Origin of the sequence: Prevotella sp. lc2012 (assembly GCF_900107065.1) — a bacterium.
In the GTDB taxonomy this organism is placed as follows: Bacteria; Bacteroidota; Bacteroidia; order Bacteroidales; family Bacteroidaceae; genus Prevotella.
In genome coordinates, this window is record NZ_FNUF01000003.1 from 430,889 (window position 1) to 451,688 (window position 20,800).

Below are 20,800 nucleotides of genomic sequence, written 5' to 3' on the forward strand. Positions count from 1 at the left end.
CAATATTTTTTTTATTTCCGTTTATTCTTGACAACTATTTCTATTTTTTTCATACCTTTGCACACATGTTTTCAGCAGGTATACTATTATCCGCACTTTTCATGCTGTCCTCGGCAGAGGAAGACTCCATCCGTACAGAACGGTTGGAGGAGGTAGTGATCACCTCGAACTCAGCCCGGCAACGCATACAGAACGTGCAGACGGGTGCCGAGGTGCTGCAACTGGAGAACCTGACATCGGCGCCGCAACTGTTTGGCGAGAACGATATCATGCGCTCCATCCAACTGTTGCCCGGTGTCAAGGCCGAGAGCGATGCCTCCAGCGGCTTCCAGGTACGAGGCGGCACATCGGCACAGAACCAGGTGCTGTTCGACAACGCCCCCGTCTACAACGTAGGACATATGGGCGGTCTCTTCTCCGCCTTCAACGACGATGCCCTGGCAGCCGGCACACTCTACAAAGGACTGCTGCCCGCCCAGTACGGCGGCGCCTCGTCGGCCGTGCTCGACATCACGGGACGAACAGGCAACAAGAACGGCTGGCACGGTAGTGCCACCATCGGTCTGCTCTCCGCCAAAGGGACCGTCGAAGGTCCGATCGTCAAGAACAAGGCCTCGTTCCTGGTGACCGCCAGACGCACCTATATGGATATGTTCCTGAAGTTGTCGGACGACTATAAGAACAACACACTGTACTTCTACGATGTCAACGCAAAGCTCGACTGGACGTTGAACGCCCGCAACCAACTCTTCCTGACCTTCTTCACCGGTTACGACAAGACCGCCATAGACAAGATGGTCGATATCCGTTGGGGGAACAGGAGTGCCAGTCTGAAGTGGCTGCACCATTTCAACGGAGGCTCCAACGCACAGACCACCTTATATTATAGTGACTACCAGACGGACAACGGGGTGGACTTCGAAGGGTTCAACCTCACCTACAAAGGACATATCCGACAAGGGAGCATCCGACAAGACTTCCACCTCGCGCTGGGCGAGCATCAGCTCAAGGCAGGCATCCAGAGTTCGCTGCTCAACGTGAAGTCGGCCGAGTGGGTGATCGTCAGCAAGCACGACAAGGAAGAGCGGCGTGCATGGGAGAACGCCGCATGGCTCAACGGCACACTGAACATCTCCGAGGCGCTCTCCGCCTCCCTCGGTCTGCGCCTGTCGACCTTCTCTCCCCTCGGCGGTTCGCTGTATTACGACATCGCCCCCGACGGCACCATCGACTGGTACTACAACTACGGCAGGAACGAGATCGTAAAGACCTACGCCACCCTGGAGCCACGCGCCAGCATCAGCTACCAGGCCACAGGACAGACCAGTATCAAACTGGGCTATGCCAGGACCTCGCAGCATATCCACGCCCTGCGCAACCAGAGCACGTCGACACCCTTCGACCGCTACACCATCAGCAGTAATATCGTGAAGCCCGAGGTGGCCGATCAGGTCAGTGCCGGTCTCTATACGATGACTGCGACACAAGACTACGACTTCTCACTGGAGGCCTACTACCGTAAGACAGACCATGTGATCGACTACCGCGACGGGAAATCGTTCGGCAGTGAGATCGAGATCGAACGACTGGTGCTGCCCGGCGAGGGGAAGAGCTACGGCATGGAGCTGTGCGCCCGAAAGAACAACGGGAAACTGACGGGATGGCTGGCCTATACCCTGTCGTGGTCGAAGACCCGCATCGACGGCATCAACGGCGGCCGATGGTACGACGCGAGCAACGACCGTCGGCACGACGTCAACCTCGTGGCGTCGTACAGACTCTCGGACCGATGGACGTTCAACGCCGCCTGGGTGTTCAACAGCGGACAGGCCTTCACCGCCCCCAGTGGTAAGTACCAGATCATGGACAACTGGGTGTACTACTATGCCGAGCGCAACGGCTACCGTGCCCCCGACTACCATCGTCTGGACGTGAGTGCCATCTGGACCAGGAAACGGTCGTGGTGCACCCAACAGTGGGTGTTCGGCATCTACAACCTCTACAACAGGTATAACCCCTACCTCATCAACTTCGAGGACAGTCAGGATGGCAACCGTACCCGGGCCGTCCAGTATTCGCTCTTCGGCATCATCCCTTCAGTATCACTCAATATCAAATTCTGACCCTATGCGTAATCTTCCACTTCTGTTCTTCCTTATCGGCCTGCTCTGCTCCTGTGAGAAAGAGATTGCGATAGACTATCATCAGGTCGATCCGCTCTACGTCGTAGAGGCTTCGGTCTCGGATGAAGGGATGACAGCTCGCATCACTCAGACGTGTGACATGAACGACAACACGACGAGCAGTCATGTCAGTCAGGCCACCGTCACCATATCCGGCAGCGACGGAACGACGACGGCACTCAGATACACACAGAACGGCTACTACAAGGCTGGCGCCACAGGCACGCCCGGGGTGACCTACCGGATAGACATCGACCTCGACGGCCATCACTTCTCCTCCACATCGACCATGCAGAAGAAGCCTCAGATGAACCAGTTCCGCTTTCTCTGGAAGAAGATCATGACAGAGAGGATCTTGATGAGCGAGCTACTCTTCCAGGATATCCCCAACGAGGCGAACTGGTACTTCATTCATCTCTACCGGAACAACATCGCATACAGATGGTCGGTATGCCGCGACGATATGGATCCCAACAAGGAACTGCAACAGTTCTTCAGCTTCGACCGGGAAGGAAGTACCAGCGATGACATGCTACAGGAGGGTGACCGTCTTCATCTGGAGATACGAGCTATCGACCAGCGTGCCTACGACTACCTGTACTCCATGCAACTGATGGAGAACACCGGCACGAATCCCATACAGAACTTCACCGGCGGTTGTCTGGGCTACTTCTCCGCCTACAGTCAGGTGAGCTACGACTGTGTGTACCATGCCACAGACGTGGAAGAAGCAGAATAAGTATCAGTCTGTGGTCTTGCGGAGTACCAGCGTGACCGTCAGACGACCGTCATCACCGACGAACTGCAACTGCATCGTATCGTCTGTGAACGACAGCACCTGTGCGGTAAGGACCAGCTGATAGCCATCGCCGCCCTCCAGCTTCAGGTTATGGTTGTCGCACTGATAACGCCCCTCAAGGATGATGTCGCCCGTCTCGTCTGTAGAGAAGAACGTGCCCTTGCGCATCATCCCATTATAGCTTCCGTCAGCACGGAAAACGAACTTGTCGAAGGCGAACTCCATCGTCAGATCGCCTTCGACAAGCATATCGCCCTCATTCGTCCCTAACTGCCAGGTACCGACGATCACCTCGCCCAGACGGCGCCCGTCATCATCGCCACCACTGCACGACAGTAGCAGGAGAAAGAAGAGCAGAGAACAAACGGCTCTCAGTCTCATTTCACATTGCCGACCTTCACCAGATACTCGGCGATCTGCACGGCATTCAGGGCAGCACCCTTACGGATCTGGTCGCCAGAAAGCCAGAAGGTAAGACCACAGTCATCGCTCAGGTCCTTACGCACACGACCGACGTAGATATCGTCCTTACCGGCTGTCTCCAGCGGCATCGGATAAGTGAGGGTGGCGGGATCGTCCTTCAGCGTACAACCGGGAGCAGCGGCGATGGCCTTCTGAGCCTCCTCGACGCTGATGGGCTTCTCGGTCTCGATCCATACAGACTCAGAGTGAGAACGCAACGACGACACACGGACACACATGGCCGAGCACTTGGCATCGGTGTGCATGATCTTACGGGTCTCGTTGAACATCTTCATCTCTTCCTTCGTGTAACCATTGGGCTGGAACACGTCGATCTGAGGAATCACGTTATAGGCGAGCTGATGGGCGAACTTCTTGACGGTCTTCACCTCACCCTCTTCAACCATCTCCTTATACTGCTGCTGCAGCTCTGCCATAGCAGCTGCACCGGCTCCTGAGGCACTCTGATAAGAGGCCACGTGGATACGCTTGATATGACTGATCTGCTCCAACGGCTGAAGCACCACCACCATCATGATGGTCGTACAGTTCGGGTTGGCGATAATACCACGAGGACGCTTCAGGGCATCCTCGGCATTGCACTCGGGCACTACCAAGGGTACATCATCATCCATACGGAAAGCACTGGAATTGTCGATCATCACGGCACCATACTTAGTGATGGTCTCCGCGAACTCCTTCGACGTGCCGGCGCCGGCACTGGTGAACGCGATGTCCACATCCTTGAAATCATCGTTATGCTGAAGTAACTTAACCTCAATCTCCTTTCCCTTAAAGGTGTACTTTCGACCAGCGCTACGCTCTGATCCGAACAATACCAACTCATCCATCGGGAAGTTTCTCTCATCAAGGATTCGCAGGAACTCCTGTCCTACGGCACCGCTTGCACCTACAATTGCTACTTTCATCTTGCCTAATTCTATCTTTTGTTGATTACTAGGCTGCAAAATTACGAAAAGTCGAGCGCAATACAAAAGAAATACATTTCTTTTTTTGCCGAGACGGAGTAATTTCGCCATCTTTGATGGCAATATTACGAAAAGTCGAGCGCAATACAAAAGAATTTATTCTTTTTTTATTTCCTAATTATTTTTTATTCGTACCTTTGCAGACAGAATGACCCTACTAGCGACATATTTCCCAATAACCGACCCTACACTGATTTTCTTTGTAGTCCTGTTGATCATTCTGCTTGCCCCGATCGTCATGAGCAAGCTCCGTATCCCACACATCATCGGAATGGTGCTGGCAGGTGTGCTGATCGGACAGTACGGTCTTAACATCCTGGAGCGCGACAACTCGTTTGAGCTCTTCGGACGTGTCGGTCTGTATTATATCATGTTCCTCGCCGGACTGGAGATGGACACGGACGGTGTCAGGAAGCGTTCAAAGCATTTCGTCCTCTTCGGACTGTTCACCTTCCTCGTTCCCTTCGTGATGACATACGTCATGGCGCTGACCATCCTGGACTACTCTTCGTCGGCGTCGTTTCTTCTGGGATGTATCATGGCATCGAACACACTGATTGCCTATCCCATCGTATGCCGCTACGGTCTTCAGAAACATACGAGTGTCACGCTGAGTGTCGGCTCTTCCATGATATCGCTGTTCATGGCCCTCGTCATGCTGGCCGCCCTGTCCGGCTCGTTCGACGGGGATAGCGGGTGGCAGTTCTGGCTGCTGTTCCTTCTGAAGTTCGCGGCGTTCTGTGTGGGTAGCGTGGTTCTGATTCCTAAACTGACACGTTACTTCCTGCGCCGTTACAGCGATGCCGTCATGCAGTATATCTTCGTGCTCGGCGTGATGTTCCTGAGTGCGTCGCTGACCTCATTGATCGGCATCGAGGGGGTGTTCGGAGCATTCTTCTCCGGACTGATCCTGAACAGATACATCCCCCACGTGTCGCCACTGATGAACCGCATCGAGTTCATCGGTAATGCCCTGTTCATTCCCTATTTCCTGATCGGTGTGGGCATGCTCATCAACGTGCGCACCCTGTTCTCAGGTATAGAGATGGCGTGGATCGTGTTCCTCATCGTTTTCTTCGGTACCTTCGGCAAGGCTGTCGCAGCCTACCTGTCGAGTCTGATACTACGACTCTCGAAAGCCGACGGTAACATGATGTTCGGTCTGACCTCCGCCCATGCGGCAGGTGCCATCGCCATGGTCATGGTCGGCATGCGTCTGGAAGTTGCCCCCGGTGAATACCTGATCAATAACGACATGCTGAACGGTGTCGTGATGATGATACTCTTCACCTGCATCATCAGTACGATGATGACCGAGCATGCATCCAAACAGATTATCCTGCAAGAGAAGAGTCACCTCACCTCGGAAGCCCCGAAGGACGATGACGAGAAGATTCTGCTCTGCGTGAAATATCCGGATATCGCACCACAGTTGCTCGACCTCTCCACGCTGATGCGTAACCAACGGTTGAAGCGCGACCTGGTGGCACTCAACGTGGTCTACGACGACCAGAACAGTAGTACGGCCCGGGCTCAGGGTCTCCGTCTGCTGGAGCATCTGCAACAGCAGGCCAGTGCCGCTGATGTCGGTATGCAGACACAGGTCCGTCTTGCCACCAACATCGCCAACGGCATCAAGCACGCCTTCCGGGAGTTCGCCTGCTCGGAGATCATCATGGGTATGCACGTCCATACCGACATCAACCCTCGTTTCTGGGGTGAGTTCATCCAGAGTCTGTATAACGGTCTGAACCGACAGATCGTCCTGACCCGTTTCGTGCAACCGATGTCCACGCTCCGACGTATCCAGGTGGCCGTCCCCTCGCGGGCAGAGTTCGAGCCCGGTTTCCACCGGTGGCTGGAACGACTGAGTCGACTGGCCGGCCAGTTAGACTGCCGCATCCAGTTCCATGGTCGTAACGAGTCGCTCGCGCTGATTGCAGAGTATATCAACAACCGGCATCCGAACGTACGGGCGGAGTATACGTCTATGGGGCACTGGAACGAACTGCCCCAGTTGGCTTCCGGCATCGCGAAGGATCATCTCTTCGTGGTGGTGACCGCCCGAAAGGGTACTATCTCCTATAAGACGGCCTTGGAGCGTCTGCCTGATGAGCTGCAGAAGTTCTTCTCCGGCAAGAACCTCATGATCATCTTCCCCGACCAGTTCGGCAACACGAAGGATGACCGCATGAGCTTCACCGAGGCGCAGCACCATGAGGAGAAGAGTATCTATGATACTATCCTACGTTGGATCCATAGAAAGAAATGAAAGATATGATTGACATCAGAAATATCACCAAAAGCTTCGGATCGCTACAAGTACTGAAAGGTATCGATCTGCATATCGACAAAGGTGAGGTGGTGAGCATCGTCGGCCCCAGTGGTGCCGGCAAGACCACACTGCTTCAGATCATCGGCACGCTCGACCGCCCCGACACCGGCTCTGTGACGGTTGACGGTATCGACGTGACCTCGCTCTCGTCGAAGAAGCTCTCTGACTTCCGGAACCAGCATCTCGGCTTCGTGTTCCAGTTCCATCAGTTGCTCCCTGAGTTCACGGCCATCGAGAACATCATGATCCCGGCTTATATCGCCGGCATGTCGCATAAACAGGCGAGACAACGGGCAAAGGAACTGCTCGAGTTCATGGGACTGGCCGACCGTGCCAGTCATAAACCCAACGAGCTGTCGGGTGGAGAGAAGCAGCGCGTAGCCGTGGCTCGCGCACTGGTCAACCACCCGGCCGTGATCCTTGCCGACGAGCCTTCCGGCTCTCTCGACACGAAGAACAAGGAAGAGCTGCACCAGTTGTTCTTTGACCTTCGCGACAAGTTCGGACAGACCTTTGTCATCGTCACACACGACGAGCAACTGGCGGCCATCACCGACCGCACCATTCACCTAAAAGACGGACTCATATGCTCAGACTCGGAGACTACAACACCCTCAGAATAGTCAAGTCGGTAGACTTCGGACTTTATCTCGACGGTGGAGAAGAAGGTGAGATCCTGCTTCCCCAGCGTTATGTGACCAAGAACATGCATATCGGCGACGATATCGAAGTGTTCATCTACCTCGACCAGGAGGAGCGACCTGTGGCTACCACGGAGCATCCCTATGCCAAGGTGGGCCAGTTTGCCAGTCTTGAGGTGGCTTGGGTGAACCAGTTTGGCGCCTTCCTGAACTGGGGACTGATGAAAGACCTCTTCTGTCCTTTCCGCGAACAGAAGAAAAGGATGGAACAGGGGAACCATTATATCGTATATATTAAGGTGGATGAGGATAGCTACCGCTTGATGGCTACCGCGAAGATCGACAAGTATCTCGAGATACCAACCATCAACGACCTGCCGGCGCTGACTCATGGTACGGAGGTGGACATTCTGATATGGCAGAAGACCGACCTCGGCTTCAAGGTGATCGTCAACAACCGCTTTCAGGGACAGATCTATGAGAACCAGATCTTCCAACCCCTGCACAGCGGCATGCGCTTAAAAGCCTATGTGGACCATGTACGTGAAGACGGGAAGATCGACCTGACCCTTCACCAGAGCGGCAGACAGCACACCCTCGACTTCGCCGAGGTGTTGCTGCGCTACCTCTATGAGAACGATGGTTATTGCAACCTGGGCGACAAGTCGCCTGCCGAGCTTATCTACGACCGCTTCCAGGTTTCCAAGAAAGCATTCAAGAAGGCCATCGGCGACCTGTATAAGCGTCGTCTGATCACGATTGAAGAGGATGGGAATGGCATCCGTCTCGCTTAGTCGGGCCGCCTTCAGATCTTACCTCTCATGATAGCACTCTCACTTGAGTTCAGGTTGTACTTAGGCGACTTGTTCACTTTCTTGCCATAATCAATCGTCAGGATCACCTTCGCTGTCAGATACTGTTTTTGCAGACCACTGATAAGAGAGGACTGGTAATCATAAATGTCTGTATCGATTCTCCTGACAGTTTTGCTGTTCCGTAGGAATATATGATTGGCGACGACCTCGACAGCCATGTTCTTATGCGACCACTCCACGCCCATATCATATTCCCAGGGGACGTGGACGTATATCTGGTTATTCAGGATCTCCTTATAGGGGGTGTTGCACGACATCGAGAATAAGAAATCCTTCACATACCAGTTTGCCAACAGCCCCATCTTCAACGTGTTCTGATGTATATTGGCAGGTCCACTTATAGACGTATATTGGTAGTCGCCATTGACGCGCAGATTAAAAGAGGATGTCGGCTTATAGGTGGTGGACAGACTGAAAGCTGTAGTACGATAACGGGCATCACTTGAGTAAGTATTGATCATCCTGTTTCCTTCCGTCAGATAATCATTGACTATCGCATGGTTAAGATACATATAGGAACCCGTCAGACCGACGGTCACCTTCTTGTGATTGTACATATAAGTCAACATAGGTTGCAGGATAACGGAGTTATCCATATCCACATTTCCCCGACGAATCATAAAGCGGTCTATCTGTTGACTCGTATGATTAACTGTATTCAATGAAGGATGGGTGTTGCCCAAAGCAAAACGTAACTGTAGTCTTTGAGATTTGTCAATCAGGTAGGCGGCCGAAAGGTTGATCCTTGGGGTAACATGCTTGATGGCATCATACCCCTGCAACTGATAAACAAGATAGGACACCCCCGGATTGGCATTGAGCATGAACTGAGTTCCGAAGCGTTTCCCATAATTAGCAAACAGAATGGTTTCTGAGGAATGGAGTTTCTGCTTGCCACTTTCGTTCACATCGTTTGACAACTGACTGATATGTATATATTCATGGAGACTGAATGTAAGCTGTGCCTTATGCGGAAGCATGGTCGTGTAGTTGGCATTCAGTTTCACATAGTAATAATCTTCCTTCGAGTGGTATGGGTAACTGGCATCTTGTTCTGTATAGCTTCTATCATACTTGTTGCGCGAGTAGTAACTATCAAGCATGACTTCAAAGTTCCTTTTAGGAGACATCGTTCGCTGGTAATACACAGACAAGGTTGGCTTCACGCTGCGAAAGAGATCCTTCTGCGCAAAACGAACGGAAGAAAGAAGTCCATCCGAATAGGTAATACGACCTTGGTCGACAAAATCGGAAGACGAGCTGCTCTCTATACCACCACGCAACATCCATGTACGTTCTTTTGTTGACTGACTGATGCTGGCGATGCCGTATTTGTTGATCGTACGGTCTCCCCCATCCTGATAGCGGCTCTCTTTGTTGACAACATAATCCGGGAAGGAATACGTTTCCTTTTCCTCTGCCTCGTTTTTAGGACTTTTGATATTATATCCAGCCCAGAGGTTCAGGTTGTAGTCTTTAAAAGAATACTTAGAGATCCCGTTATAATCGCCCAACAAGAAGCCCAGCCCTTGTCTGGCATCTAGCTGCGTATAACCTCCATCATGATAGTCTTTCAAGATATAGTTGATAGAGGCGGCATCTTTGGCGAACTTACCTGTCGGCATATCATAATACTCAATACGGGCTATATCCTTGGGACGCAATGATTCCACCTCTCGTGGGCTCACCTCCCGACCATTGATATAAAGGGTGGCATCACCAGCAGGGGTGCTTACCCTTCCCTCTTTTCTGATGACGGTTACCCCAGATAGCATCATATGACGTAACAGATCATATCCCGTATGGGCATGCCTACGCTGTTGTTGCGTAGGCACGCCAACGATATGATTGTCCTTCACAGAAAGGTAACTTGCATGGACTACGACCTCTTGCAGATATTGTTCTCGAGCGATGGAGTCCGTGTCTGCTCTTACCTCTTGGGCATTTAGACATGTACATATGTGTAAAAACAATGCACTAATATAAAATGCCTTATTAATCATTTGATCTTTGTATCGATATATCTTACCAAGAAATCCTTCAGATTCTGCTTCATGACTATGCACTGGTTATTTGACGTGAATATCCTATTGTAGGGACATCCGCCATTGCATATAGGGAAATAGAAACACTGCTTGCACTCCTCAGACTCCAACGGGTCATTATCCAACAGGTACTTCAATACGAGCCTGTTTGAGAACGAGAAGTCCGTCACACTTCCTACCGACTTTTCCTTGACGCCGATATCATTCCAGCATTTATATAGTTCTCCCTCCGGGCCAATCACGAAGCTGTTGATATGCCGTGCACTGCACTCGCCAAAGGAAGAACTGGGGTATAACGAGATAGGTATCTTATATTGATCGTATTGCTTCAGAACGAACTTCACCTTGTCACACTGCATCATGCATTTATTATTGGACACTTCTGAAAAATCATCTGTCACATAACCGGGATGAATATTTATATGATAATCCCCAAACCTGTCTTTAAGAAAATGATATAGCTCGTGGTATTCATCTTCGTTAGATTTGTCTACATTAACCCTTAATGATACCCTAACCTCAGGATACTCTTGAAACAAAGTCGTGAGGTTCTTTATAATAACCTGGAAGCTGTCTTTATTTGTACAATGCGGACGGCGCTGGTTATGGGTTTCCTCCAAACCATCTATGGTTATCTGAACGCCCTTGACCTTATACCGTTTAAATGCCTGGACGACCTCTGAGTTCATGAGATAACCATTGGTGATGATAAACGCCTCATAATTATCAAACATTTCCATGAACTTCTCAGATAACTGTTTGATAAAATCAAACATGAGTAGCGGTTCCCCACCATACCATGTCACACGCAGATATTTCGTGTTCTTGAACGACTTCACGAAACCAAGAATATCAGAAATCGACTGATCGACCGATTTTGATATCTTTTTCTCTATACCGCCTTCGTAACAATATCCACATCGGAAATTACATGCAGTAGTTGGAGCAATGGTCAGTGAAAGGTATTTGTTATTATATCTCGATAGCGATCTTTCCAGTTTTATCTGATTATAGATATCTGCGTTGTCTTCGACTACGATACATTCTTTTTGGAGTTGATCCTGGACAGTCTGCGGTACAGCATCGAAATCGCCCCTTTGACATGCCTCCAAGATCGCCTTCTTATCCTCCTTCACTTCCATCAAGTTATTTGTATACGAATTATACAAATAAGTAGTATTGTCTTTATCAAAAAGATAATTATAAATTGACCAAACCATGATAATCAAAAAAAATAAGGTAAGAGCATCTTCCGGCTTTAACCCTTCAACGCCCTTACCTCTGTAAGTGAATTTAGCAGAGATTGCTTTTGCAAGTACAGTCAGGACCGCAATGCCATGCGTCGCAATCTGACCAAGGATCGCAGAAATCTCTTCCTGCGTAATCGATCATTTTAAACTTTTCTCTACCACCCAAAATCTGCCCCATAGCATCTTTTGCAAGACGCAGATCAAACTCATTCTGTGCATCATTTTTCTCAATGATGTTAAAAATAGAATCTTTCATAGATCTATAGAAACTAATAAACACCTACTCTTTTAGCTTTTCGGTTTCCGCTATTGTTTTCGCAATTGACAGCAAAAATAGTTATTTTGTTTCAAACTTACAAATTTTTAAAGGTCATATTTGAGTTATTCACGAGAATAACCAACCATTTCATGTTATCTGGCATAGGAAAGCAGAATCTCGTCGTCAGCGATGTGGCCCAACAGCTTTTTCAGGATTTCCCTTGCCTTCAGTTTCTCCGATGGGCGCAACAGGTTATAATCGTGAATGATTTCCTTCACTTCCGTCAGTTCTTCAATCAGCTGCGGGTCAACGGCGGAATAAAAATTGATACGAAGAGTTTTCCCTACTCACAAATAGGGGAAAATCCCCTCCATATTATGATTTTTCCTTTGTAAACCTCGCTAAAAGTTCCGAACTTTGCACTGTGAACAAGAAACAAAATGTCAAACTCTAAAGTATACTGGCAGTTCGACAAGCCATTCCATTTTGAATTAGAACGATAAAACATGGGAACAATGAAGCATGTATTTTTACTCTTGGCGTTTCTGATTTCTGGAGCCCTTCCCCAGCAGGCGCAAACACCAAAGCCGGAGATCAAGATACTGATGGAGATTCGGCCTGAGGTGAACTACGTGACACATCTCTACACGCTGGCGGAACTGGGATTCTCTGACTCAGCGTATGCTGCGAAATATGGCAACACATTTCCGCAGGCAGCTATCGACACCTTGCAGAAGTACAAGGACTACCTGACCTTCGGACAAGGCGAGGGAGGCATGTTGGCCTGGCCATTCTTCTTTGGTGTTTCGGCAGAAAACATACCCAATGTCGACTCAATGCGAGTGGCCATGAATATAGTGATGAACGAAGGTAGGAAAGCAAATGCACCAGCCGACGTGATGGCTGCTGTCCGTGCTATCGCCGACGTGTATGTAACTCACTACGACGCTTATCTCAAGAACGTCTATCCACAAGTGAAGGCTGACATGGAGGAGCGTCGGCAACTGCTGAGCCAGAAGATGCAGGAGCTGTCGTTCGTCAAGGATTGGGAACGGGTGACGGGCTATACTTGGCGTCGTGGCGATTATCACTGGCTGCTCTATCGTGCAGGCCATAAAGGTCCTTCGTACAATAATCTGAACGACAGCACCAACACCGTCTGGTATAATCAGGACATCGACTACCAGCTGGCGATGTTCAGTCATGAGTTCGGCATCTTCCTGATGCAGGACAGCATCGACCCCATCGTGGAGGAAATGAAAGTCTACACACGGAAGCTCGATTCAAAGCGCGACCTGACCTACGTGCCCTGGAGTGCCTTCGAGAGTCTGGCCTGCTGGTACAACTGCAAAATTGCAGGCCGTGAGACTGCCGACTATCGTTCCTTCGGCAAGGCCGACGTGCAGACATTCTGCCAGATATTCGATCGCCTGTCGAAGGAGGGCATCAACGATCCCGCAGAAGTCTATCGCAAGGGAATTATGGAGTATTTAAAAATAAATGAATAAAAAACGGCTTTTATATCTGGACAATCTGAAGGTGTGCCTGACGGTGCTAGTGATATTCCACCACGCCGGTCAGGCATACGGCGATGGTGGCGACTGGGCCTATCAGGGGAGCCAAGGTGTTTGTGCAGAAGAAACTCATCCGCCTGGGTATTCCGCTTTTGTTGATGGGTGGACTGATATCTATTTTATCAGGCAAGCCGGAGATTGGGCACATGTGGTTTTGCTTGGCTCGAAAAGATGGGTAACACAACGGGAATCATTTCGCTTGCAATAGGATGTGCCTTGGCATTAGGCATCTATCTTCGTGATGGCGGAGCATGGAACGCTTTCGTTACAGAGTGGTTTGGTATCTACATTACATGCAGTAGTTGGAGCAATGGTCAGTGAAAGGTATTTGTTATTATATCTCGATAGCGATCTTTCCAGTTTTATCTGATTATAGATATCTGCGTTGTCTTCGACTACTTATCCTCCTTCACTTCCATCAAGTTATTTGTATACGAATTATACAAATAAGTCGTATTGTCTTTATCAAAAAGATAATTATAAATTGACCAAACCATGATAATCAAAAAAAGATAAGGTAAGAGCATCTTCCGGCTTTACCCCTTCAACGCCCTTACCTCTGTAAGTGAATTTAGCAGAGATTGCTTCTGCAAGTACAGTCAGGACCGCAATGCCATGCGTCGCAATCTGACCAAGGACCGCAAGGTTTTTGCATCCTACCGCCCATAATCTGTCCCATAGCATCGTTTGTCAGATGCTGATCAAATTTCTCATGAGCATCATTCTGCTCGATGAACTTGAAAATAGAATCTTTCATAAATCTAAAATTAATAAACACCTACTCTTTTAGCTTTTCGGTTTCCGCTAATGTTTTCGCAATTGACAGCAAAAATAGTCACTTTTTTTCAAACTCACAAATTATTAAAGGTCTTATTTGAGCTATTCACGAGAATAACCAACCGTTTCATGTTATCTGGCATAGGAAAGCAGAATCCCCCGATGCTTTTGTGCATCGAGGGATTCTATATAGGTTCAAACTTACGTTGATATTCTTAGAACTCAGCGCTCTTCGGTGTTCTCGGGAACGGGATGACGTCGCGGATGTTCTGCATACCTGTTACAAACAGAATCAGACGCTCGAAGCCAAGACCGAAGCCGGCATGCGGACAGGTTCCCCAACGACGGGTATCGATGTACCACCACAGATGGGTCTTATCCATCTGGCGACGCTCAATCTCACCCATCAGTTTGTCGTAACTCTCCTCACGCACCGAACCACCGATAATCTCACCGATCTGCGGGAACAGCACGTCGGTACCCTGCATGGTAGGACCAGGAGCCACAGCACCCTTGTAACCCACAGAACCGCCATCGGCCGTATCCTGGTTCTGTTTCATATAGAACGACTTGAAAGCACGGGGGTAGTCGGTCATGATGACGGGCTTCTTGAAGTGCTCCTCCACGAGGTAGCGCTCATGCTCACTGGCCAGGTCGTCGCCCCAGTTACAGGGGAACTCAAACTTCTTACCATTCTTAATAGCCTCCTGCAGGATATTGATACCCTCAGTGTAAGGCAGACGAACAAAGGTATCCTTCAAAACACCCTCCAGACGTTCAATCAGGGTCTTGTCGATCATCTGGTTCAGGAACTGCAGATCGTCCTTGCAGTTATCGAGAGCCCAACGGACACAGTACTTGATGAAGTCTTCTTCAAGATCCATCAACTCTTCCTGATCGATGAATGCCACCTCGGGTTCTACCATCCAGAACTCTGCCAGATGGCGCGGGGTGTTGGAGTTTTCTGCACGGAAAGTGGGACCGAAGGTATAGATAGCGCCCAGTGCTGTAGCGCCCAGCTCACCCTCTAACTGTCCAGACACCGTCAGTGAGGTCTGCTCGCCAAAGAAATCATCATCATAGATGATCTTACCGTTCTCGTCCTTCTTCAGGTCGTAGAGGTTCTTTGTGGTAACCTGGAACATGTTGCCTGCGCCCTCACAGTCGCTTGCTGTGATCAGCGGTGTATGGAAATAGAAGAATCCATGCTCATGGAAATAGGTATGGATAGCCATCGCCATGTTATGACGGATACGCATCACAGCCCCGAAGGTATTGGTACGCAGACGCATGTGAGCGTTCTTACGCATCACCTCAAAGCTCTGACCCTTCTTCTGCATCGGGTAGTCGTTGCCACAAAGACCATACACCTCCAGGCGTGTAGCCTGTATCTCACTCGACTGTCCGGCACCCTGGCTCTCTACCAGTGTTCCCTCAGCACAAATACAGCTACCTGTTGTAATCTGTTTCAAGTCCTCCTCGTCAAACTTTGTCGGATCAACCACGATCTGCACGTTCTTGATAGTTGAACCGTCGTTCAGGGCGATAAAGTCAACGGCCTTCGAGCTGCGGTGCGTACGCACCCAACCTTTCACACAGATGTCCTTACCATATTCCGTGCTCTTCAGCACATCGATAATCTTTGTTCGTTTCATCGTTTTTTTGTTATCTTTAATGCAGCGGACTACAGTTTTCAAGTCCTGTAGTCCGCTGCTAAATATCCTTATTCATATGCACCCATGCGAAGGCGATCGACCTCCTCCTCTGTGAGGTAACGCCAGTCGCCACGGCGCAGGTTCTTCTTGGTCAGACCGGCAAACTGCACACGATCGAGTTTCTGCACGCGATAGCCAAGTGCCTCGAAGATACGGCGTACGATACGGTTCTTGCCGCTGTGGATCTCAATGCCCACCTGCTTTTTGTCTGTCGGACTGGCATACTGCACATCGTCGGCCTTGATCTCACCATCCTCGAGCTGCACGCCCTCGGCAATCTGCTGAAGATCACGGGCTGTGACATTCTTATCGAGATATACATGATAGATCTTCTTCTTCAGATACTTCGGATGTGTCAACTTCGAAGCGAGATCACCATCGTTGGTCAACAAGAGCACACCTGTCGTGTTACGGTCAAGACGACCTACAGGATAGATACGCTCCGGACATGCGTTCTTCACAAGATCCATCACAGTCTTGCGCTGCTGGGGATCATCGCTGGTGGTCACATAATCCTTCGGTTTGTTAAGCAACACATACACCTTCTTCTCGATGGTTACAGGCTGATCGTGGAACTTCACCTCATCGGTACGCAGGATCTTGGTTCCCAGTTCTGTGACGATCTCACCATTCACGGTTACGACACCTGCCTGGATGAACTCATCAGCCTCACGACGACTGCAGATACCTGCGTTTGCCAAGAACTTATTCAGACGCAACGGCTCATTGGGATCATAGTTGACCTCCTTGTACTCAATGCGTTTCTTCATGCTATACTTAGCATTCGGATCATAGTCGGCTGAGTGCTGGCGCGGTCCTTTCTTATAAGCTGAACCGTACGGTTTGCTGTAGGGTTTCTGATAATTTGGGTTATAACCGCCCTGACGAGGCTGATAGCCACCCTCCTGACGGGGACGGTAGCCACCCTGACGGGGTTGATAGCCACCTTCTTGACGAGGACGATAACCACCCTGACGAGGCTGATAGCCACCTTCCTGACGAGGCTGATAGCCACCCTCCTGACGGGGACGATAGCCACCCTGCCCTTGACGAGGCTGATAGCCACCCTCCTGACGAGGACGATAACCACCCTCCTGACGAGGCTGATAACCGCCGTTATAGTTGTTGCGGGGACGGTAACCGCCGCGCTGTGTATTTGCGCTCTGCAGACCGGCACCGAAGCCCTCCGGACGGAAGCCACCTTCATCGTTGTCGTGGTTGTTGAAACTTGGACGCTCAAAAGTTGGGCGCTGTCCTGTATGTATACGCGGGCGTGGTGAACGGCCCGTGCGGTATTCTTTCTGGAAGCCTTCCTGATTCTGTGTTTCTTCCTGCTTTTTCTCGTTGTTCTCGAAATCCATGCTAATAACTTTGTTTAAATACTTATTAATAAATTGTTGGTTGATTAGATTCCCGTATAAGAGGATGGCGTAATCGCGCGAAGCTCCTCTTTGACATCCTCACTGACTTCCAGTGTCTCAATAAAGTGACGGATCTTCTCGCCAGTCAGTTTCTCATTCGTTCTCGTCAGTGCTTTCAGCGTCTCATAAGGATTCGGATATGCCTCACGGCGGAGAATCGTCTGAATAGCCTCAGCCACAACAGCCCAGGTATTGTCAAGATCTTCCTGCAATTTCTCCTCGTTAAGGATCAGCTTACGCAGTCCCTTCAGGGTGCTCTGGAAAGCAATAAGCGCATGTCCCATAGGTACTCCGACATTACGCAGTACAGTCGAGTCGGTGAGGTCACGCTGCAGTCGGCTTACAGGCAGTTTGGCTGCCAGGAACTGCAAGATAGCATTCGCAATACCCAGATTACCCTCGGAGTTCTCATAGTCGATCGGGTTTACCTTATGCGGCATGGCACTACTACCCACCTCACCGGCTTTGATTTTCTGCTTGAAGTAATCCATGGAGATATACATCCAGAAATCACGATCCAGATCAATCACGATCGTATTGATACGACGCATCGCATCGAAGATGGCGCCCAGCCAGTCATAATTGGAGATCTGAGTGGTGTACTGCTCGCGCTCAAGACCGAGCTTCTCGCTGACGAAACTGTTGCCGAACTCACGCCAGTCATATTGCGGATAGGCCACATGATGGGCATTGTAATTACCAGTAGCACCACCGAACTTTGCCGTGACAGGAATCTCCTTCAGAGAGCGTAACTGCTCCTCCAGACGATAGACATAGACCATGATCTCTTTTCCCAGACGGGTTGGAGATGCCGGTTGACCGTGGGTCTTGGCAAGCATCGGGATATTCTTCCACTGCTCAGCATAATCGTGCAATTGCTCAATCAGTTCACTGACAAGCGGATAATATACGTCCTCCAAGGCCTCTTTCACGGAAAGAGGAACACTGGTATTATTAATATCTTGGGAAGTCAGACCAAAATGAATAAACTCCTTATACCGTTCAAAGCCACCGATAGCATCGAGCCTTTCCTTGATAAAGTACTCTACGGCTTTCACATCATGATTGGTTACCTTCTCAATTTCCTTCACACGCTGGGCATCAGCGGGTGAGAACTGGCGGTATATGTCACGGAGTTGGTCAAACAGTTGATGGTTGATGTCCTGCAGCTGTGGTAAAGGTAACTCGCAAAGGGTAATGAAGTATTCTATTTCAACACGCACTCTATAGCGAATCAACGCATACTCTGAGAAATACTCTGCCAACGGCTCTGTCTTACTCCTATAACGGCCATCAATAGGCGAAATGGCTGTCAACAAACTTAAATCCATTCTTAAACTAAACCAAAAATTCGATAATTATCTATTCAATAAAAGCGCTTCGGCCCAAACCGCAACCTCCACGGCTGCAGAAGGACCTGTTTTGTGTCGTGGGCGTTGACGGATTCGAACCGCCGACCCTCTGCTTGTAAGGCAGATGCTCTAAACCAGCTGAGCTAAACGCCCTTCGTGCCTCCACACACATGCATTTTTATGCGGATGCAAAGGTACACTAAAAAAACGAAACCGCAAAATTTCCCGAAAGAAATTTCACGGTTTCACCTATATTATAACTGATACAGGTCGCTATCGGCCATCAACTCCACTTTTTTCTCTGCCAATATCCTCTCACAAGCCTCCAGATCCGTAGGACGAATGACGACTGTTGCCACATCACCATTGGCGAAAGAGTACATATACTCAATGAATACACCATTATCGGACAAATGTTTCAGGACAACAGCCAGCGAACCACTGGTGTTCGGACAGATAAAACCAATGACATCCGTAAGTTTTACGGCGAAATGAGCCTCTTTCAACACCTGATAGGCCTTGTCTGGATCTGACACGATACAGCGCAGGATTCCGAAGTCGCTATTGTCGGCGATACTCATGGCAGACAGATTGATACCTGCAGCTCCCAAGACCTCTGTCACCTCAGTCAGTCGTCCAGACTTGTTCTCAAGGAAAACGGATAATTGTTTTGCTTTCATACTCTTTATAGTTTAAGTTTCTTATCAGATTTTTCTATTATCTATCACACGCTTGGCCTTTCCTGTTGAGCGCTCAATACCCTTCGGCTCAACAAGTTTCACCTTGAAGCCAAGGCCGATCACACTGCGCAGCTCACCTTCCAACTTCTTCTGCAGACCAACCATCGTCGCCATGTCATCGGTGAAGTATTCTTCCTTCACCTCGACCTTCAACTCTGACGTGTCCGTATTGTTGACACGGTCAACGGTCAACAGGAAGTGAGGCTCATACTCAGGCAGCTTCAGGATGACATCCTCGATCTGCGACGGGAACACGTTCACACCACGGATAATCAGCATATCATCGCATCTGCCAAGGATGCGGTCCATGCGAACGAGCGTGCGCCCGCACTCACATTTCTCATAATGAAGGGCCGTCAGATCGTGAGTCCGATAACGGAGAAGCGGCATACCCTCTTTCGTCAGATGGGTAAAGGTCAGCTCACCAAAAGAGCCCTCCGGCAGTGGCTCGCCCGTATTCGGATCCAAGATCTCAGGATAGAAATAGTCTTCATTGAGGTGTGTTCCATGCTGACATTCACACTCATAGCCGACGCCAGGACCGGCAATCTCGCTCAGTCCATAGATATCATAAGCCTTGATGCCCAAGGTCTGTTCCAGCTTTACACGCATCTTCTCCGTCCACGGCTCAGCACCGAAGACGCCAACCTTCAGCTTAAACTCATCACGAGGCCATTCACACTCCTGCATGGCTTCACCAAGGAACATCGCATACGAAGGAGTACAACACAGGATCGTCGTACCGAAATCATGCATCAGCGTCATCTGCTTCTGGGTGTTTCCAGAAGAGATAGGGATTACACTGGCACCGATATTCGTCGCACCATCGTGAGCACCCAGACCTCCCGTAAAGAGACCATAGCCATAAGCCACCTGGAAGATATCATCTTTTCCTGCGCCATAGGCCGTGAAAGCACGACTAATGGCCTCTGCCCACATGGCCAGATCCTTCCTGGTATAAAGCACGACCACAGGTTTTCCCGTAGTACCTGAAGAGGCATGAATGCGTACGATTTGACTCATCGGCACAGCCGCCAGACCGAAAGGATAGTTGTCACGCAAGTCCAACTTGTTGGTAAACGGCAATTTAACGATATCGTCAATACCCTTGATATCACCGGGCTCCAGTCCCATCTCCTGGAACTTCTTCCGGTAAAAGGGGGTGTTGTGATATACATACTCCGCCATCTTTACCAAACGGCGACTCTGGATTTCACGAAGCTGTTCGCGATCCATGCATTCTACGCTTTCATTCCAAATCATTGTCTTTAATTTAGTATTTGTTGATGTTCTCGTATGACCTCCATTCCTTTCAAGGTGTAAAGGTAATGCAAAACGCGCAAAATACAAAATAAAAGCCCATTTATTTTTTACATTCCATAT

At 49.7% G+C, this 20,800-nt stretch carries 19 protein-coding genes and 1 tRNA gene; 7 read left to right on the plus strand and 13 right to left on the minus strand.

Features of this window, described 5'->3' with window-relative positions; all coding sequences use genetic code 11:
• Window positions 1-65: 65 nt before the first annotated feature.
• Window positions 66-2,123 carry a TonB-dependent receptor plug domain-containing protein gene (locus BLU99_RS08380; protein WP_091900989.1) on the plus strand — a complete coding sequence of 686 codons (2,058 nt, stop codon included), beginning with the start codon at window positions 66-68 and terminating at the stop codon, window positions 2,121-2,123.
• Between the two features lie 4 nt (window positions 2,124-2,127).
• The gene (locus tag BLU99_RS08385) at window positions 2,128-2,922 is read left to right on the plus strand and encodes a DUF4249 domain-containing protein (RefSeq protein WP_176771091.1); all 795 of its coding nucleotides are present in this window, start codon (window positions 2,128-2,130) and stop codon (window positions 2,920-2,922) included.
• A gap of 3 nt (window positions 2,923-2,925) precedes the next feature.
• Here the strand turns inward: BLU99_RS08385 and BLU99_RS08390 are convergent, their stop codons facing one another.
• Window positions 2,926-3,363 (minus strand): lipocalin-like domain-containing protein, encoded by a 438-nt coding sequence (locus BLU99_RS08390; RefSeq protein WP_091900993.1) that lies wholly within the window; start codon window positions 3,361-3,363, stop codon window positions 2,926-2,928.
• The gene (locus tag BLU99_RS08395) at window positions 3,360-4,373 is read right to left on the minus strand and encodes an aspartate-semialdehyde dehydrogenase (RefSeq protein ID WP_091900995.1); all 1,014 of its coding nucleotides are present in this window, start codon (window positions 4,371-4,373) and stop codon (window positions 3,360-3,362) included. The genes BLU99_RS08390 and BLU99_RS08395 overlap by 4 nt, the downstream gene beginning before the upstream one ends.
• 208 nt (window positions 4,374-4,581) lie before the next feature.
• Between BLU99_RS08395 and BLU99_RS08400 the strand changes: the two genes are divergently transcribed.
• From BLU99_RS08400 to BLU99_RS08410, 3 genes are read left to right on the plus strand one after another with little or no spacing between them, the layout of a single operon-like run.
• On the plus strand, window positions 4,582-6,705 hold the full coding sequence (locus BLU99_RS08400; protein ID WP_091900997.1) for a cation:proton antiporter: 2,124 nt from the start codon (window positions 4,582-4,584) through the stop codon (window positions 6,703-6,705).
• A 5-nt stretch (window positions 6,706-6,710) separates the two neighbouring features.
• The gene (locus tag BLU99_RS08405; protein ID WP_091901147.1) at window positions 6,711-7,391 is read left to right on the plus strand and encodes an ABC transporter ATP-binding protein; all 681 of its coding nucleotides are present in this window, start codon (window positions 6,711-6,713) and stop codon (window positions 7,389-7,391) included.
• Window positions 7,355-8,203: a CvfB family protein gene (locus BLU99_RS08410; RefSeq protein ID WP_091900999.1), complete on the plus strand. Its 849-nt coding sequence runs from the start codon at window positions 7,355-7,357 to the stop codon at window positions 8,201-8,203. Before BLU99_RS08405 ends, BLU99_RS08410 begins: the two co-directional genes overlap by 37 nt.
• Before the next feature lie 11 nt (window positions 8,204-8,214).
• Here BLU99_RS08410 and BLU99_RS08415 read toward each other — a convergent pair whose 3' ends face one another.
• From BLU99_RS08415 to BLU99_RS08430, 4 genes are all read right to left on the minus strand, one after another.
• Window positions 8,215-10,143: a TonB-dependent receptor gene (locus BLU99_RS08415; protein ID WP_091901001.1), complete on the minus strand. Its 1,929-nt coding sequence runs from the start codon at window positions 10,141-10,143 to the stop codon at window positions 8,215-8,217.
• A 140-nt stretch (window positions 10,144-10,283) separates the two neighbouring features.
• On the minus strand, window positions 10,284-11,471 hold the full coding sequence (locus tag BLU99_RS08420) for a radical SAM/SPASM domain-containing protein (RefSeq protein ID WP_255397514.1): 1,188 nt from the start codon (window positions 11,469-11,471) through the stop codon (window positions 10,284-10,286).
• Window positions 11,472-11,622: 151 nt separating this feature from the next.
• A complete protein-coding gene (locus BLU99_RS08425; protein ID WP_091901005.1) occupies window positions 11,623-11,835 on the minus strand; it encodes a hypothetical protein in 213 nt (70 codons plus the stop codon).
• Between the two features lie 155 nt (window positions 11,836-11,990).
• Window positions 11,991-12,167 (minus strand): maltose acetyltransferase domain-containing protein, encoded by a 177-nt coding sequence (locus BLU99_RS08430; RefSeq protein WP_255397515.1) that lies wholly within the window; start codon window positions 12,165-12,167, stop codon window positions 11,991-11,993.
• Window positions 12,168-12,353: 186 nt separating this feature from the next.
• On the opposite strand from BLU99_RS08430, the gene BLU99_RS08435 reads away from it, so the two are divergent.
• Together BLU99_RS08435 and BLU99_RS12295 are read left to right on the plus strand one after the other, a co-directional pair.
• On the plus strand, window positions 12,354-13,346 hold the full coding sequence (locus BLU99_RS08435) for a hypothetical protein (RefSeq protein WP_091901007.1): 993 nt from the start codon (window positions 12,354-12,356) through the stop codon (window positions 13,344-13,346).
• 237 nt (window positions 13,347-13,583) lie between these two features.
• Window positions 13,584-13,733, plus strand: coding sequence for a hypothetical protein (locus tag BLU99_RS12295; RefSeq protein WP_176771093.1), 150 nt, complete (start codon window positions 13,584-13,586; stop codon window positions 13,731-13,733).
• 250 nt (window positions 13,734-13,983) lie between these two features.
• On the opposite strand, the gene BLU99_RS12165 is transcribed toward BLU99_RS12295, so the two are convergent.
• The 7 genes from BLU99_RS12165 to BLU99_RS08475 all read right to left on the minus strand — a co-directional run bounded on the left by BLU99_RS12165 (window position 13,984) and on the right by BLU99_RS08475 (window position 20,680).
• A complete protein-coding gene (locus BLU99_RS12165) occupies window positions 13,984-14,169 on the minus strand; it encodes a hypothetical protein (RefSeq protein WP_143065760.1) in 186 nt (61 codons plus the stop codon).
• 235 nt (window positions 14,170-14,404) lie between these two features.
• Window positions 14,405-15,844: an asparagine--tRNA ligase gene (asnS, locus tag BLU99_RS08450; protein WP_091901012.1), complete on the minus strand. Its 1,440-nt coding sequence runs from the start codon at window positions 15,842-15,844 to the stop codon at window positions 14,405-14,407.
• Between the two features lie 68 nt (window positions 15,845-15,912).
• Window positions 15,913-17,265, minus strand: coding sequence for a pseudouridine synthase (locus BLU99_RS08455; protein WP_176771094.1), 1,353 nt, complete (start codon window positions 17,263-17,265; stop codon window positions 15,913-15,915).
• 44 nt (window positions 17,266-17,309) lie between these two features.
• Complete coding sequence (gene purB / locus BLU99_RS08460) at window positions 17,310-18,656, minus strand: adenylosuccinate lyase (RefSeq protein WP_091901016.1); 1,347 nt, start codon at window positions 18,654-18,656, stop codon at window positions 17,310-17,312.
• Between the two features lie 99 nt (window positions 18,657-18,755).
• A tRNA-Val gene (locus tag BLU99_RS08465) sits at window positions 18,756-18,830 on the minus strand.
• A gap of 101 nt (window positions 18,831-18,931) precedes the next feature.
• A complete protein-coding gene (locus BLU99_RS08470; RefSeq protein ID WP_091901018.1) occupies window positions 18,932-19,357 on the minus strand; it encodes an ACT domain-containing protein in 426 nt (141 codons plus the stop codon).
• A gap of 24 nt (window positions 19,358-19,381) precedes the next feature.
• Window positions 19,382-20,680: a phenylacetate--CoA ligase family protein gene (locus BLU99_RS08475; RefSeq protein ID WP_091901021.1), complete on the minus strand. Its 1,299-nt coding sequence runs from the start codon at window positions 20,678-20,680 to the stop codon at window positions 19,382-19,384.
• Between the last annotated feature and the right edge of the window lie 120 nt (window positions 20,681-20,800).

Bases quoted from the DNA above. Each gene is read 5' to 3' on its own strand.
- BLU99_RS08385 (WP_176771091.1), top strand. From the start codon at position 2,128: ATGCGTAATCTTCCACTTCTGTTCTTCCTTATCGGCCTGCTCTGCTCC.
- BLU99_RS08380 (WP_091900989.1), top strand. From the start codon at position 66: ATGTTTTCAGCAGGTATACTATTATCCGCACTTTTCATGCTGTCCTCG.
- purB (WP_091901016.1), bottom strand. From the start codon at position 18,656: ATGGATTTAAGTTTGTTGACAGCCATTTCGCCTATTGATGGCCGTTAT.
- BLU99_RS08390 (WP_091900993.1), bottom strand. From the start codon at position 3,363: ATGAGACTGAGAGCCGTTTGTTCTCTGCTCTTCTTTCTCCTGCTACTG.
- BLU99_RS08470 (WP_091901018.1), bottom strand. From the start codon at position 19,357: ATGAAAGCAAAACAATTATCCGTTTTCCTTGAGAACAAGTCTGGACGA.
- asnS (WP_091901012.1), bottom strand. From the start codon at position 15,844: ATGAAACGAACAAAGATTATCGATGTGCTGAAGAGCACGGAATATGGT.
- BLU99_RS08395 (WP_091900995.1), bottom strand. From the start codon at position 4,373: ATGAAAGTAGCAATTGTAGGTGCAAGCGGTGCCGTAGGACAGGAGTTC.
- BLU99_RS08475 (WP_091901021.1), bottom strand. From the start codon at position 20,680: ATGATTTGGAATGAAAGCGTAGAATGCATGGATCGCGAACAGCTTCGT.
- BLU99_RS08420 (WP_255397514.1), bottom strand. From the start codon at position 11,471: ATGGAAGTGAAGGAGGATAAGAAGGCGATCTTGGAGGCATGTCAAAGG.
- BLU99_RS08400 (WP_091900997.1), top strand. From the start codon at position 4,582: ATGACCCTACTAGCGACATATTTCCCAATAACCGACCCTACACTGATT.
- BLU99_RS08435 (WP_091901007.1), top strand. From the start codon at position 12,354: ATGAAGCATGTATTTTTACTCTTGGCGTTTCTGATTTCTGGAGCCCTT.
- BLU99_RS12295 (WP_176771093.1), top strand. From the start codon at position 13,584: ATGGGTAACACAACGGGAATCATTTCGCTTGCAATAGGATGTGCCTTG.
- BLU99_RS08410 (WP_091900999.1), top strand. From the start codon at position 7,355: ATGCTCAGACTCGGAGACTACAACACCCTCAGAATAGTCAAGTCGGTA.
- BLU99_RS12165 (WP_143065760.1), bottom strand. From the start codon at position 14,169: ATGAAAGATTCTATTTTCAAGTTCATCGAGCAGAATGATGCTCATGAG.
- BLU99_RS08425 (WP_091901005.1), bottom strand. From the start codon at position 11,835: ATGAAAGATTCTATTTTTAACATCATTGAGAAAAATGATGCACAGAAT.
- BLU99_RS08405 (WP_091901147.1), top strand. From the start codon at position 6,711: ATGATTGACATCAGAAATATCACCAAAAGCTTCGGATCGCTACAAGTA.
- BLU99_RS08455 (WP_176771094.1), bottom strand. From the start codon at position 17,265: ATGGATTTCGAGAACAACGAGAAAAAGCAGGAAGAAACACAGAATCAG.